The following is a 16,918-nucleotide window of genomic DNA, read 5'->3' as shown; positions in this document are numbered from 1 at the left end:
ATCACAGGGACCATTCAATCACGCAACGCACACTCGGTGAACTGACAATTTTATCAGTTGACAACAAGTCAACCTGGACATCCAAGATAAGAAAAAGCCTGCACAAAGGCAGGCTCCGACTACATTGTCGATTTAAAATACCGCTCTTTCGATTACCCGCGTGCTTCAAGCATCCTGCGACGCCAGACGGTCTAGCGGGTCATAGCCGTAATTGGCTGTAATACCTTGTGCAGGTACAACCACCTGCGACAGGCGCCCCAGGGCATCATAGGTCAACTGACGCTTCTCTTCGTCAAGTTTCAAATTGCCATCACCGTCATACTCCAACGGAATGTGTTCCGTTCCCCCATCGGCCCAAATCATATCAATACCCGTCAATTGTGCCGGATCCGCCTCATTGCCGAACAGGTAAGTAGCGTCAATCTTCCCGCCATTGAAGGTGGTTCGAACCCGGGTGATATTATCGCGGCCATCGAAGCGGAAAAGCTGCTCCTCGATCTTGTTTCCATAGGGGTCGACAGGCACATAGTCAGTTACACCTCGGCAGGTATATTTCCGTAACCTGGCCCTATCGTCGTATTCGAAGTCTTCGTGGCGCAGTTCCGCATCGCCCTCCTTCAGCGTTTTACTGATGATGCCATCTACCGCGTTGTAGGCTTGTGCCAAAGTCTGAACGGTATCGCCAAAGTCGAAACGTCGCAGGATTTCACGGTCGAAATCGTCATAGAACAGCTCGGTTCGCAGGCTGCGATGTGTCCCGTCCTCATCCTCGGTTTCGGTGAAAATGCTGGCCATCCTGCCCAATGCATCGTAGTCAAAAGTACTGGTGACATTCTCCAGGCTGGTCTGGCGCAACTGCCCTGCCGAGTCGTATTCATAGAACTGGGTCTTGCCAAGCACATCCGTGTACCTCAGCAACCGAGCATCGATGCTGTGCACATAGGCCATCTCATAGAGTTCCTCACCGGTCCGCTGACGCCTTTCCGTTTTCAGTTCGCCAGTGCTGAAATACTCACGCTCAAGCGCTTCGTCGTTCTCGGAGCAGTTAAGCAAACGCGCGTTCTGCTTGTCGTACACGTAGCTCGCGTCGTCACCCGCGAACGTACGACGCAGCGGTTCTTCACTCAATTGCGGCACATATTTGTAGTCGATGCGGTTACCGGCAGGTGTGATCACTACCGCCGGCTGGTGCTGCCCGAGATCATACAACAGAGTGCGCACCCGCCCGCCGGTTACCGACTCGATCATGCGATCCAGGCCATCGAAGGTTTGCGTACCCATCACATAATCCTTGCCATCCGTAACATCTTGCACCTTGATCAACGTCGGCAGATCGCCCTTGGCATGCGGGGCGTAGTCACGGTGCACCACCGATCCATCAGGCAGTGTCTGGTCGACAAGCCGATCGTACTCATCGTAAACAGACGACGTTTCATACCCGCGTGCATCCACTTCCCGAACAGTACGCCCCCACCCATCGTAGTAATACCGATGCAAACTCTCGGTTTGTCCCCGGTTATCCACTCGCTGGACATCGACCGGCTGCTCGAACAGGTTCATACGAGTAATAGTGGTGCCACTGCGTAGCAATCGTGACTTGGACTCTCGCCACTCGCGAACTATTGGCCCCAGCCGATCCGGCAAACCGACCGGATCGGTCACTGTGTAGTTGCGTACACCGTCCGGGCCGATTTCGCAGCTACGCTGGCGCCAATCGTCATACTCGTAACGGGTGGACAATGGCAGGTTCTTCAGCTCCAGCCATTCGTACTGGACCTCTTCCAGCAAATCGCCCAGCTCATCATAATGCGCGGTTTTCCTGAGCCGCGGCGTTGCTCTCGCTTTAGCGGTAGCGCCAAAATCCGGGTCCTGGCGCTCTACCCGCTGAACCCGATTGAGCCCATCCACATAGATCCAGGTGGTCACACCCTTCACATCAGTCTCTTCCTGATAAGCCTGCTGACCATCAGAAGACAGGTAATAGTTGTAGCTGCGCCAAGCTTTGAACTCACCGAACGGGTCGACCGTTTCGCGGATGACACGCCGCAGTTCGTCATACAGATAGGCAATCTGCACCTGATTGTCGTCGTAGTTGAGCATTGGCTCACCGATCAAGAGCGAATGCTGGAGGGTGTTGACCTTCTGCGAATGCCGGCTCGCCCCCCCCTTCACATGCGCCTGTTCGCGGGCGAGCAGCGGCTGGCCATGATCGAACCCGGTCAGGGTTTCTACAGTCTGTACTGCCGGGTGACCTTCGATCGACACCTCGCCATAGACATACTCGGTAAGGGTCTTCTTGCCATTCAGCACTTGTGTCAGCGCCTTCGGCCTGCCATACGAAACTACATCGGTGGAGTCTGCATAATATTCGATAGTGGTGTGCCACAGTGGCGCTTCATCACGCACCCGGACCTGTTGGTCGTGGTGACGCTGCAAGGTTCCCTTGCCTTGCTCTGCCAGCGAGGAAAGCAAGCGGTAGGTGTACAGGTTGCGCAGAGCTTCGGCGCGGCCTTCTCCAACGGCCGGAATAACTTCCTCGGTCTTGATGTGACGCACGAATTGCTCGGGGTCCTCATGGGCCGGATAATATGTCCATACCGTCGTTTTGCCATTGGCCTCGATCTTTTCCGTCAGGTTGCCATAAAGATCGTAGCGGGTAATTTCCTTCTCTTCCCGGGGGGTGCCCGACAGGCCTTGGCGCCAAGAAGTGATCGTGGTTTCAGCTAACTGGAAATTCGCTGGCTGATCCTCGAATTGCCTGTTCGGTACCTCAGGATAATTGACGGTTTGCGTTTCAATGCAATCGTTTTGCGTAGTGACCTGTTCGATCATCAAATGGAAACGGTTGAACGTGGACTTGACCGTTCGTACCCCTTTGCCGCCTTTGAAATGCGTGGCCGTGGCATCGTAGAGGTACGTCACGTCGGCATTCTTGTACAGGTTGTCCTCACCGTTGTCTTCCCAAGTGATACTTGTGTTGTTACCCAGGAAGTTATTCGAGCTGTAGCTGTAGTCCGTACGCATGTCAGGCTGCTTCGCACCCGGCTTGACCACATGACTTTTTACGCGTGGCAGTGTCCTGCCATCACTGCCGGGAAACTTGTGTCCTGCTTCGTCATAGATGATTTCTTCAGCGCCATTGACAGGCGTCTGCAGCGCTACGAGGCAACGCACCTCGCCCATCACCCTGTACTTGAACTGCCAACGTGCATTATCTTTGGTCGGCAGTATGACCTTCTCCAGTTCACTGCCATTGCGCAGCAGTGTATAACGCGCACGCGCCAGCGTATCCGGGTTGATATCGATGAATATCCGGTCGCTGAGGGAATAATCGATCTTCAGCAGTTTGCGTCCGGTGTCATCCTCTATCTCAGCCAGGCAGGGCACACGTTTCGCCGGGATACCTGGCATCGGTGATGGCACCTGCACAATGTCGTACCGCAAGGAAACACCATGCCCGGTCGGTGCCAGTACCTGCGCCGGGAACGCTACCCGTCGGTCCGGCAGCCCTGGCTCCGGGGCAGGAACCGTGTACACCTTGAGCAACTCGATCAAACCTGATTTGTGCGCGACGCGATAACGGGTTTCGCCTTCCACAAGAACATGTTCGAAATGGAAACTATCAATTTTGCGCTCCGGCACCCTACCTTTCCGGCCTGGCCCGTTATCCACGACCTTGAATTGCTCACCGCTGTACAGGCTGAGCATCTGGCTATCCAGGTCATATTCGCTCAGGCCTAAACGCCAGCCGGCGCCGAACCCCGAGTCTTCCGGGTTCATGGGGTTGAACGTGATGTGCAAAGGCAAGTTGGGGCCGTTCAGGTAGTTGGCCGGCATACCAGGCAGCTCGATAGTCAGGCTATATTGCCCGGTCCGAGAGTCTACGCCACCTTGCACAAAGCTCATGAAGTTGAAAGCATTGGAGTGCACTACCGACTTCGTCGTCATATATATCCCTCAACAGGGCGTGGCTGCCCCTGACCATAGGGGCAGCCAACACAATAAAAGAACCAGCACAGTTCACTGTGCCCATTAATATTTCTCAAGCAGATATGATTTCGAAGTGCAAATAGTTACGCACATCCGATGAGTCGACGGAGCCGTCATTATTTTTTCGTCCCCACCTGACTTTCAGCGTGTGGTCTGAGCCGTAGTTGTCGATCAACGTGAGTTGCATCGGCTCTCCCAAGCCTTCGCGCCATCGAACGCCATTGTGGTCGTACCAGAACTTCATGTCCGCGACCCGCTCGAGCACAAACAACACGGCGCCTTCTGCAGGTATCTCACTTGGCTTGATAACGCGATCCAATGCTGTACCGGCTTGCGGAATCGCCAGCAATTCCATTTCAGCCTGGTACTCCATGCGTCCACCAATCGGACGCTGACCGGGAAGAGCACGGGGAAAGTACGCAGTTCCCACGTAACTGCAGAATGTTTCGTCGAGCAACTCACTTTCCCACTTCGCCATGGAAATCTGGTCGAAGCGTACATCCACAAACCTGCGCCTTATGCCTTTGAGCAGCCAATAGTCAGTTGTATAATTCCAATAATTATGGATATCCAAGGTGCCATCTTTCCGCTCCTTATCGAACCCACCTTGCTCTCGTATCCGTTTACCTTTGAATGGCTCTATATCCGCGTCATTGAGCTGTTCTACTACCCGTCCCTCAAGTTCTACCTCGCCACGCGTCGCACTCTTGTCATATGACCTGTGGACTTGGTTATCATGGCCTCGGAACTCGGCACGGATGTGTGTCACTTCAGCCTGGGTGGTTTGAAGGTAGACCGTTACGCGGCGCGTGGCCTGATCATCCTCAGGTGCAGTGGTCGGCGCAGCGAAAGCGACTGGGTAATAATCGAAGCGATTGCGAGCTTTATTGCCTACCCACTTTCGACCGTCCGTCTTGAGGCTTTCCGTCCCCACAGGCAGCCAGTCGATCCTGGTCCCATCCTTGTGTGTCAATACCAGCGTGGCCAGTTCGGCATCGCTGATTGGAATAGGAACGGGGCCAACTTCTGTTTCAACCAGGTCAGTCTTGATTTCGATATCAATTCCCACCTGCTGCCTGCCATTAGCCAAGGCCACTTTTCTGGATGTATTGTTCAGGCTGACATAGAAATGCTGCAGGGATATCCAGCGCTGTTTGCTCAGGGCCATTTCCCGAGGCGACCCTGCATGATGCTCGATCACTGCGATACCCGCCTGGCCACCGTAGATACCCGCCACGACACTGGCTTGACCGGTGCTTTGCTCAGGCGCCGTATATCGACCGCTGTCCTCATCAAGTTCGCCTTCGCCATACAGCACCCATCGGGTACTTTGCACGACAGGGTGGTCGTCCCACGCCGTCTCAAGCGTCGCCGCTGGAGGCTCTTCTGGCAACTCAGGCATGGAAAAAGACACTTTGCCATCGGCCGGTAACGTGGATACATGGAAGGGTTGTACCTCCCAGGGTGCAATCTTGTCGAGGATGATCACGGTCGCATAACCTTCCTCCTCCCCCCAGTTCCTGACCAGGATGCGCTGCAGGCGAATCGGTGAGTTATCCGTAGGCGGAGCAGGTGTGAAAAGAGCATGGGGCGTATTCTGGTCGCCCGCCGGGTCACGCTCGATGCTACCGAACACATTGCCCTCGAGCGCCCACTCCAACCTGCCGCCTTCGGATGCAGTCAGCCGAACAGGGTCATCCCCTTTCGCCCAGATAACCACCCGCGGGGAAACTGCCAGCTGCTCCGTTGACACCACCAGCAACGACGACTTGGACACCTCCCCATTGCCACTGGCCAAACTACCGGTAATCTTCACCAGGCGTTGCTGCGCCGGGAACGTGTGCACACTGGGAGCGGTGTACTTGGCACCTTCCATCTCGCCAGAGTTTTGCGGATGATGCACATCGGCCGCCGACCACCGGCTGACAGTGGCCCCGGCGTCAAAGCGCACCTCATTGCCTGCAGAAACCCTTGCGATATTCGGCAGCAGTTGCCGAGAGTAGCTACTGGCCCTGACATCGCCGAAAACGATCATGTCATGCGGGTTGTGCTCTTCCTGCTCCAGCACGACTTGATAGGCATCGGGCAAAACCAGTTGCTCCAGGGCGATAGACGGGCGCGCTTTAGCGATGGGCGCACGCTGACGACTGATCAGCAATGCACTGGCGTAGTTGTCCTTGTCAGTCTTGCGCGGCAACAAATAAGGCAAGGGGCTGCCTGGCTGGCCCGCTTCCACACCCGCGACCAATTGCATCAGTACCAACAGCGCGCCATCATCTACCGGCGAAGTACCCCCGCCTCCGCCGGCAGGCGCTTGTTGGGCCACGACCTCGATGCGGGTAGTGGACAATCCGTTACGACCGAATATATCGAACGCTAGCACCGGTATCTGACGGGCCAGCACGCCCTGCTGGCGAAGCTTCTCGAGAATGAATTTGCCCATCGCGTTCGCAGCGGTGCTGCTGAAGCCCAAGGTACAGGTAGGGTTGTCCGCCTCGCTCAGGTCGAGCACCACCAAGCTCCTATCGAGGTGCTCGTGCGCCTGCACCTTCAGGCGGCCATAGACTTCGAACTGATAGCCCATGCCCATTTCCAGGGCATGGCTTCTTCTGAGGCGATTGACGTTGCCGATCATGAAGGTCGAAGACGCACAGCTCCCCGCGATCAGCTCCATACGCACCCGCACCTGTGGCCCGCTGCCCGACGCGCCCTGGAAAGACAACTGCGTCGGGCCCAGGGTAAGGTTTTCGAAAGCTACCTTTTCAGTCCTGGTGCCAGGGTCAATATAGAACTCACCACTGATAGGCTGCAGCACACCAGAGTCGGTAAATGCCTCCACGAAGTTGCTTTGCAACCCCCTGTTGACTGCATCCCGGCCAAGCGCCAGTACAGCGCCCCAGCGGCGCATGCTGTCGCCCTTGGCCAACTCATCGAGCAAGTCTTGTTTGGAATTAGCAGACATGATCATGACCTCGCTGCCTGCAGGCGATCAAAAGCCTCATTGACCTCAGCGAAAACCTGGGCTTCCACGTTGGTGTAAGGCATAGGCAGTACGCTGTAATTCCAGGACAGCCCACTCTGCTTGGCAACACCGGCAATAATCACGTAATCGCCCTCGTCTGCCCCTGGCGTGTAAGTACCCTTAGCGTCATCGATTTTCCCGGTGCCAAGAACCTTGTACCACTGCGTTCTCTCGGGTGGGAGAACCTCATCATCTCCTTCCCAGGATGCGACTGTCAGCGTCAGCTTGAGTGCATTACCCACTGCGTCGACCGTCATGGTTGCCGACGGCATGTCCCATGCAGTAATGATATCGATGGTTTCCGTGCGGCACCCACCACTGACCCGCACCTGGTCCAGTTGCATGAGCCGGTCCTGGCCTGTGCCCGGATCTTTCTGAGGCGCGACATAGATCTTGCACTTCTTGTCCCGAGGGATGACAAGATCGTTGTAATCGGAAGGCTCCGGATCTCGCAAAATACCCTTGAAGTTGGCACTCTTCTCCCAGGTCAGCGCCGAATCTACGCTCCCCCCCTCCAGTACATAGCGCTCCGGTTTGTCTTTAGTGAAGTTCGCACTCAGCAGGTTCGGGCTGACCGCCACCGGTTTGGGTACGATGGTCAGTTGGGCACTGCTGCTGTTCTCGCCAGCCGTGGCCGTGACAATGATGTTGCGGAATGTGCCGGGAACCTTGTCCGCTGCGGGTGCCTTGTATATATCCCCCACGATCTCGCCCACCAGTGTTTTATCGGTAGAGCCATCATCGGCAGCCTTGACGGTCCAGGTAACGGTTTCCTCCGGCCAGGGCACCAGCGTCAACTTCTGCTGGCCACCGGCGAGGAGGACCTTGTCAAGCGGATCGATTGCAAAAGATGTGAGCGCAGGGGCCAGGTCACCCAGCAATGAAAGGTCCCCAAAGGTCCAGGAAGTATCAATTACAGGTCGTGTATTGTTGCGGAACAACAAACCATTTAGACGCAGCAGGTCAATAAGCTCAAAGGTGCCATCTAGATGATCAAAAATATCGCTTATAAAAGCTTTGGTCTTCGCTTCGAAGTCAGAAGCCACTCTATCAAAGAGGGCTAGAAATAGCGGATTGGTATCCTTGAGCTTCATGTCACATGAAACCTTTGTTTCGCCTGGCCTCAGGATGAGCTTGCCTCCATCAACCTCGACAGCCACCCGGCAAATGGCCGATATGTTCACGTCTGTTTGCTTTTCAAGACGGAACGGCAAAAGCGAGCCAGCTATCCACTCCAGCCAAGCAATCTCCACATTTCCATAGGTACCGGCATCAGTCCATGTCAACAGAAGAGAGCCTTCCTCCAGTTTAAAACTGAAAATACCCATGGGCTGATTGAAGCTGGCAACGATATTCACATTTCTCATATCACCCAGCTCTTCTTTAAAAGCGTTAGCCATTACACTAACGTTGAACTGGCCGACAACCACAGTCCGCAAAAAGCCTAGATTATCATAAACAAACTCTGGACCTTTGACCTTTACATGCGGCAAAGCCGACATCAGCGTGTTCACTGCAGAGCCCATCCAAACCTCATTATGCATACACAAATTCATTGTGTATGCCCCACCGTCTCGCGAAGGAAGGAAATAAGGCATATCCTTATCATCGGCTGGAAAATCGCCATTCTTGTCGCCATTGAATGCGACACCGACAATAACCGCTCCCTCTTCCTGTTCTTCCTGCAGTGGACTCGAAACGGCACTCCCCGCTTTGGCCAGCGAATGCGTCCGTACCCTGAAGGACGTTGGGTTAAGGCCACCTTCAATCGGTGCCAGCCTGTTCAATTCCCAAACTTGCTCTCCCCTTTCAGGCTCTTTAAACTTCTCCTCAATCAACTCTCCCAGTTTTGTATTCAGTTCCTCCCACTGACTAACCTCGAAGTAATAACCCTCACTATTGGACAGGTCCAATGTCACCCGGCCATCCTCGCCCACAACTCCACCGCCGCCTTCGTTGAGCTTGATATTCATCTTCACACGTGGCGCGGTCAGGGGGTCAAAGTTGGTGATACCGATCAGACTCGGTTGGCTGGCCCCCTGCTGACGGCTCCACTCGGTCATTTTGCCACCGAGCACGGGCATGCTCAGCATGGCCATCGAACTACCGATGTTCGCGTTCTCGAACGACAAGACCGGCGCACCGAAAGAAAAGTTGGAAAGACGGGAAATCTTGCCGTTCTCGGTAACTTTTTCACCGGAAACCGGTTCGATCCAAGCCCCTTGCTGCCCGCGTAGAATATGCTCCTGCATCAGCAGCATGTTGGTTTTCGCGCGATCATAGACCAACAAGGCCCCCCAACCTTTTGTACGTGGCGCCTTGCCCATATAAGTCAGATACTCGCTCAGTGTCGGCCTAGCCATGTTAGTTTCCTCGCTGTTTAAAAATCGAATATTCTGGACCGCCCCTATATTCACTCAGTGAACAACCTGTTAGTTGCGCAGCGGCAATGAATAAGGAATGAATTGAAAGAAATGTTCGCCTCCGTTAAAGCTCACCCGAGCGCTCAACGTGAAACGATCATCTATTTTCAATTTTCTAAGATGGTCTTTGGCGAGTAACTCCTTGACCCCATTATTCGCCTCGTCGACCGTGACGGCTTTAGCGTCCCTTACGATGACCCTGACCGGTTGTGACGCCTTGTCCACACCGGACATTTCGATAGTCAGCAACTGACCTGCGGCTACGAATGTCCAAGTATCCAACATCAGCCCAAGCCCCTTCTCGGGCACAGCGGCAAGGGATACTCCGCCGTCATCGAAACCCTCACATCTCACAGATGGGTAAGTAGATGTCGCCAAGGGTTTGATACGCAATTTGTAAGGTTGCGATTGGACGTAGTCGTCGCCTCGCGTCAAACGATAGAAAACATCGAAGCGCTCGGTAAAATCCTTCTCGCCTTTACCCATATTGGCCGGCACATATTCCGGGGGGATCCAGAACCGCAGCGGGTTGGCCGGGGAAGCCGGTTCCTGGGCGATATACTGGCCAAACGGGGTGCGTCCCCACCAATGAACGTGGGGCACTTCTCCTTCTTGCACCTCCGCCGCAGGCACATCGACATAAACACCAGCCGTAGACTCGCCCGCCAGTATGAGACCTCTATTTGCCGCACCATCAGAAGTAGCCTTGGCAACCGTCGGGGCATCAGGAAGACGTGCACGCTGCACATTCACTTCCAGTACTTGCGAGTGCAACGCGGCACCTTGGCGACCATACAGGAAAGAAACACTTACCTTGGAGCTTTGGCTCTCGACGAGTATTTCCTGGTCAACCTGGAAGACGATCGAGTCGGAAGCTCGCGTACTCGGGTCCACACGCAAGGATGGCAGCCACTGCCGCCCCCCGCCCGGGATCGACCACAACATGACGATGTAGTCCGAGTCCGCAATGCCAGGATATTCTGGCACCTTGACCACCAAGCCATCAGGGTGTTTGCTGGGATCCAGCGGATCGCCCTCGGTGTACCCGTCAATTGACGGTTTATCGAGATAGCCGGGTAGCGTAGCGCCTGAATCGACTGTCAGACGCTGTACCGGAGACTCCAGCTGCCCGCCGTCGACGAAATCTATGGTGTAGGACGCCAACACGTAGCCCTCTTCAATCCAGTTGAAGAACCCCTTCCCAATTACTTCACTGATGGCTTGTTTATCGAAATGGGTCTTGCCTACGGTGACCTGCCGTGTCCAGGTCTCATCCTCGTTACCGTCGGATTCATACCCTACGACTCTGAAGGTGACCTTGTCGCCCTCGCGCATTGCTTGATAGCGAGGCACCATTGCTGTCAGCCCGGCCGAAGGCAACTTGTCTGGCTGGATGATCAGGCCGTGCGACTGAACCAGTTGCAGTACTGACAGCGTTTCACCTAAGCGCGGCCTGAGCCCGATGTAGCAAAACCTGCGCAACGACTCGGCTTCTTCAGACGAGCCAGGTTGATAGGTGTAGGAATAAAATACCTCTCCGCCGGCAGCGTCGACCAGATAATGGTTCTGGATGCTTACTTCAAGCCCGCCGGGCAGGTCTTTATCCTCTATATAAAAATTACCTATATAGTCGAACGCCTTCCCGGTTGTACTCCGCCCTAACCAACGTACGCGCAACCTGTCGTCTTTCTTCATGCCGTCGTACTGAATGGTCGTGCGCAAGTCATTAGCACCCAACTTGTCCAAATCAATCTCATTGGACGCAGTCAAGTCAGGAATGCCAGGAGCTGGAAGATCCTCCTTACGGTAACCACTATTTTTGATATCTCGTTCCAGGCAATCCACCGAAGAGGATTTCAAAAGCCCAATATTCGGTTGCCCCGGCCGCTCAACCATATCAATACCTCCACTCCATACGCACCTCTCTTCACAACGAGATCAGATACGCAGGTCACAATAAGGGGAACATGAGGGAGTGAAACGCAAGACAGCGTTGCCGTAGCGCCACCCGCTGATATCCGATCACATGCCAGGTCATTTTTAGAGCAGGCCTGTGGCGCAGACAACTAGCAGAATTAACAGGTAGCCGGCAGCGCCACGCTGCTTTCCAGGCAATGCGCACCTATCAGTTTTACCAGGTGCGCAGGCGTAGTTTTTTTCTTAGCCTTCGAGACAGGCTGAGCGCTTCTGATATTCGTAATGCCTGGGCAGCCCGCTGAAAAGACACGACTCGAAGAAGCGGATAAGGCGGGCTTCATGCGCACGCAGAACCACTGCGCATTCAGGTTTTCTTTTTGGGCTGCAGCGCGGCCAGCACATCAACCTCTCAGGACCTAACGCCATGGCAACCACATCGAATGCCTTCCATTTTTCCAGCTTCATGCAAAGTAGTGTCGACCCACGCACCGGCTTGTTTACCCAGTCCATTGCCCTGCCACCACTGAACGCCAATGACTTGTGTGGCCCGGATTATCCCGGGCAACTTGATTTCAACCCGATGAATAGTACGAATGCCGGTTTTGGTATTGGTTGGAACCTAAAAAACAGCCGCTTCAACTCCCTCACCGGCATGCTCGATCTTTACACCGGCGAGACATTTAAAGTTTACGATAACGGGCCCGGGGAAAAACCTGTAATTCCTGAAGGAAAGTTGGAAAGTTTTCACTTCCAGAACATCAGCAAAGACAACAGGAAGCGCTTTCGAATCGCCCACAAGTCTGGGTTGATCGAGATTCTTGAACCGCAACGCAACAACCCCGATATAGCAGTAACGGCACGCGTCACCAATGCCTCTGGCCATGGCATCAGGTTCATGTACGACACAGAGAAAGATCACCCACGACTGACCTCGATCACGGACGATACGGGACGCAATTTGCTCAAAATCGACTATTCATTAACAGATCAGGTCAGTATTACAAGCAACCCGGAAACTCCCGACAGCGCGCGCTATACGCTGAAGCTGGACAGCGAACAACTCAGAAAAATAATCCTGCCCACCTCGGCCGATGAATACTGGGACGTGAATTATCAAAGCCATGAACAAGGCACAGGCAATGAAAAAGTTATACTTTACTTCATAAATCGCATCAAAAACCCAGATGGCGGCGTGGAAACGATAACCTACAAAGGTGATGGCCATAAATATCCGGGTATCGAGCGCACATTGCCCTGTGTCGACGAGCACGTGGTCATGCCCGACCTGCTCGATATCAACACCCACATGCGAACGCGCTACCGATTTTCAAGCAACAACTTCCTTGGCAATAACACTGGCCTCATTTATGGAGATGACGGCACAGATCAACTGTACAGGTACGCCAACTCCCATTATGAATACACCTCGACTGCCGAACATTATCTCGGCAAGGCTATCCAGCGGACGGTCGTCAGTACATTCAACCGGTTTCATCTGATGACCCTGCAGACCACCACCGAGCAAGGCTGCATCGAAACGATCCGTACGAAGTACCACGAAAAAGAAAACACACAATTCAAGGACCAGCCTGAATACTTCCAGCTACCACATAAAGTTATAAAAAGCTGGCACCAGGCTGGCTCCTCGGAACCAGGCGACAGTGAAGAAACGATCACCCTCTACGATAATTACGGCAACCTGCTGACAGAGATCAAACCCGACGGCTCGCGTATGGAGCGCACTTACTATCCTGGCACCGAAGACCCGGAAGGCTTCGTTCGCAACCTCATGACCGCCACCATTTACCCGGCCAGCACAGACGATCCAGAAGCACCGAAGGCGCAGGTCTTGAGCAGCCTGTATAAATACATCGAGCTACCTGCGATTCCCCAAGCCAACATCAACCCAGAGCTGCCCGACCTGCCAAATTGGCTGGCGCTGCAGCAGGAAGACATGTACGAAGGTCCGGTAGAAGACGGGCGTTTACTCAACAGTAAAAAGCGCCACTACCTCAACAAGCCCGACCTGCCGTTCCTGCATGGTCGACTCGATAAGCAAGTCCTGGAAATCAATGACACTAAAGCTGTCAGCAGTTGGAAGTATGAAAAGGTCAAGGCAGATGATGGCACGCTGAGCTGGGGCCAAAACACCGAAACCTTCACTGACTACACAGGTACCTTGCAGAGAAAGACAATCAGCACCTTTGCCTTGCACACCGGGCAGTTAGTACTGGAACAGGACGCCAATGGCGTGTTCACACGCTATCGACACGATCTGCTGGGGCGCGTCATCGGGCAAACTGCTAGCCCGGGCACGTCATTTGCCGCTACACACACGACGGCCTATAAGTTCCTCGAGGATGACGGAAAGATACGCGCTGCTGAAGAAATCACAGACAGCAAAGGGGTCATCACCCGCATCGTTTACGACGGCAGCCGCCGCCCTATCAAGGAGCAGCGCACAGCCAAGCACCCACTCAGCGGCAACCCCATCACGCGCACCGTATCCCAAATTCGCTATGACTCGGCTGGCCGCCTGGCCAGCGAAACCAGCTTTGACTATCTGCCGGCCAACGATGGCTCACAAGCAGAGCGCGTGCTGCAGCTGGTAAACCGCTACGCCTACGATGGCTGGGGACAACGGAGTGAAGTGATTCGACCGGATGGCGTAAGGGAACGCGTCGACAACTCGCCACTCGAGGCCGGTGGGCGACTGGTGACTCGCTGGATCGAAAGCCCGAAATTGCCAGGCAGGCGTCTGCAGTTGCACATCAGCAAGCTGAACCGTTTCGGCAAGCCGATCTACGAATACCGACAGGTGGAGGAAAAAGACAAAGTTGTATTACAGGTCGGTCGCACCGACTACACCTATGACGGACTTGGCCGCTGCCTCAGCGAAACCGAGACCATCAGAGACCCTGTCGACAGCAGCAGGGTGATCACCCGTACCAACCAGTTCAGATATGACGCGCTGGGAAGAATGTTCAGCAACCAGCGGCCGAACGGAGCGACCTTGTTGCGCGAATTCGCCAGCCATAGCGCGGGGGAACTGGTTACGCGACTTGAACTGAAAGTGGCTGGCAGTAACACCGTGCAGATCCTGTACCAACGAAACTTCGACGGCCTTGATCGGCTGGTGCGTCTGGCGGTGGGCTCACGGGAGGAATGTTATACCTACAGGGGCACAACTCAACTGATCGAAACGCGCACGGCGTACAAGCTGGAAATGACCGGCAAAGGCAAGTGCAAGCATATCATCCGCTATGACTACGAGCCGGAACTGACCGAACAACCGAAAAAGCTCACGGCCACAGTGGAAGAACAAGGCCAGTTGCTGAGCACCGAGAACGCCGACTTCGATTACGACGTCAGCAGCGCGGATATCAACACTGCCAGCAATGCCCTTGGGGTACGCAGTTATATTTACACCGACCAGGGTGACTTGGCAGAGGAACACTGGCAGGAGCACGGCGGCATGCCGTACAGCACTTTCTACCAGCAGTCCTGGCAAGGCCTGCCGCTACAACGCAGGTACAGTGATGGGTTGCCGTGCAATTATGAGTACGACGACCTCGGTCGAATCAGCAGTATTGTACAAGGCCCACTGAAATCCACCTTGGCGTACAACGACATCGGTCTGCTCAAGTCGACCGAAACCCGCGATACAACCAACCCCGTCCCGGAACAACAACCTGTTGCCCTTTGTAATCAGTACTACGATACGTTAGGACGAGAGATCAGCCGCACGCTGAGTGTAAACGGCCACGAACAGACTTTCACACAGGTATGGCAGGACGATGACATGCTGCATTCGCGTACGCTGGAACGCGGTGGGCGGCGTGTTCGTCACGAAACATTCCAATACGACGAACTTGGCCGTCTGACGAAGTATGACTGCCCGGAAGATACCGCCCGAACCGTCGCGAATGGCCGACAGATCAAGACCCAGATATTCAGTTTCGACGACGTGGACAATATCAAGCGTTGCCGAACGACCTTCATCGATGGCCAACGAGACGATGCAAACTTCACCTATGCCAGCCATGATATTTATCAACTGGACAAAGTCACACACACTTTGCCGCCGGAGGGTTGCCCAGCCGAGCAGTCGTTCGGCTATGACGCACTGGGCAATATGCTCAACGACGAATGTGGTAACAAGCTGTACTACGACACCTTCGGGCGGCTGCAACAAGTGCTGGATGCGGCTGGCACGCTGAAAGCGCGATATGGCTATGACGGCCATGACCAACTGGTTTATTCCAGTAACGACAACAGTCGGCAGCAGCGACGCTACCTGGGCTATGAAATGGACAGTGTCCTTGAGGACGGACTGCTGACTCAGTACCTGCATACTGGCGGCCAACCCCGCGCGGAATATCAACTGGACGTGGCCGAACAGAACGCTGTGGGGCCTGTCACCTTCCTGCTCACCGACCACACTGGTAGTGTGATTTGCGAAAGCGAAGAGCAGACCACGCGCTATGCATGCTACTCACCGTACGGCGAACAACTGCCTGAGGACAGCGCACAGGAACTGCGCAGCCTGTTGGCGTTCAATGGCGAAGCACGTGAGCGCGCCCTTGGCTGGTTGGGCTGGTTGGGCTGGTACCTGCTGGGTCTTGGCTATCGGGCCTACAACCCACACCTGAAGCGCTTCCATAGCCCAGATTCGCTTCCCCCCGAAGAAGCCGGCATCAACCCGTACTGCTATGCCTTGGGCAACCCGGTCTACTGGCAAGACCCTACCGGCCACCGTGGCCAACCGGTGACACATGGCCGCGAAGCACCGCTGGAGCTCATCGCGGATAATAAACCCAAGATACCGTGGTACGTCTGGCTTGGTGTGGCTGCGACCGCCGCCATCTTCGTGGTCTCGGCCATCGCCATGCCATGGACGGCACCGGCTACCGTCGGCATCACGGCCGGCTATGTGGCGGGTGTTGTAGGGGTAGCGTCCAACGGTGTCGCTGCCGCGCTCCAGGGTGTGGGAACTGCAAAGATGATTGAAAACCCTGAGCTGTCGGATGCGCTGTTCCACATCAGTACAGTGTTCAGCGTCATTGGCATGTATGCCGGCGGCTACGGTTCGGCATCGACGAGGGCGGCAGTGAAGGCGGTGAAGTCGGCTAGTAGTTCCGCGGTCAAAGTTGTGACTAAGGTTAAGGTAATCAATAACCCTGCTAAAATTTTCAAATTCAAGCCTCGCACATCCGTACGGGACGTGAATTTTACTTCCTCAGCAACCCAAACCACTGCCCCAGGAAGCCCGCCCACTACAACTACGCCTACACCTACGCCTTCGCCTTCGCCTTCGCCTTCGCCTACGCCAGGGCTAGTAAGCGACGGACCAAGCACCCTAGCGGGCCTTGGTGCCGAAAATGCAGCAAAGGCCGCGACCCGCACTGCAACTAGGGCCCCAGCTCCCCCGGGAATCTTCAAGCTCGACCTAACAACACTGGGTAACCGAGCAGGCAACGTTTTGCAGAAAGACACCTCCGGAAACTTTATCTCCGCCCCTCTAAAACGATAACGCCCATCGCACCGGTTCCCGCAGCTGATAAGC

General features: G+C 54.9%; 5 protein-coding genes. 1 reads left to right on the top strand and 4 read right to left on the bottom strand.

Annotated elements, in window-relative coordinates; all coding sequences use genetic code 11:
* Positions 1–165: 165 nt before the first annotated feature.
* From E5221_RS08495 to E5221_RS08480, 4 genes are all read right to left on the bottom strand, one after another.
* Positions 166–3,948, bottom strand: a complete 3,783-nt coding sequence (locus tag E5221_RS08495; protein ID WP_247847113.1) for a sugar-binding protein — start codon at positions 3,946–3,948, stop codon at positions 166–168.
* A gap of 94 nt (positions 3,949–4,042) precedes the next feature.
* Positions 4,043–6,958, bottom strand: coding sequence for a hypothetical protein (locus tag E5221_RS08490; RefSeq protein WP_247847112.1), 2,916 nt, complete (start codon positions 6,956–6,958; stop codon positions 4,043–4,045).
* Positions 6,955–9,375: a hypothetical protein gene (locus E5221_RS08485; RefSeq protein WP_247847110.1), complete on the bottom strand. Its 2,421-nt coding sequence runs from the start codon at positions 9,373–9,375 to the stop codon at positions 6,955–6,957. Before E5221_RS08485 ends, E5221_RS08490 begins: the two co-directional genes overlap by 4 nt.
* 69 nt (positions 9,376–9,444) lie before the next feature.
* Positions 9,445–11,331, bottom strand: coding sequence for a hypothetical protein (locus tag E5221_RS08480; RefSeq protein WP_247847108.1), 1,887 nt, complete (start codon positions 11,329–11,331; stop codon positions 9,445–9,447).
* A 445-nt stretch (positions 11,332–11,776) separates the two neighbouring features.
* Here E5221_RS08480 and E5221_RS08475 point away from each other — a divergent pair, with 445 nt between their 5' ends.
* Positions 11,777–16,885 carry an RHS repeat-associated core domain-containing protein gene (locus E5221_RS08475; protein ID WP_247847107.1) on the top strand — a complete coding sequence of 1,703 codons (5,109 nt, stop codon included), beginning with the start codon at positions 11,777–11,779 and terminating at the stop codon, positions 16,883–16,885.
* Positions 16,886–16,918 lie beyond the last annotated feature (33 nt).

Source organism: Pseudomonas sp. A2 (genome assembly GCF_023100865.1).
GTDB classification, from domain to species: Bacteria; Pseudomonadota; Gammaproteobacteria; order Pseudomonadales; family Pseudomonadaceae; genus Aquipseudomonas; species Aquipseudomonas asiatica.
Note: the sequence above shows the minus strand (reverse complement) of the source record. Positions and strands in the feature narration are given on the sequence as shown.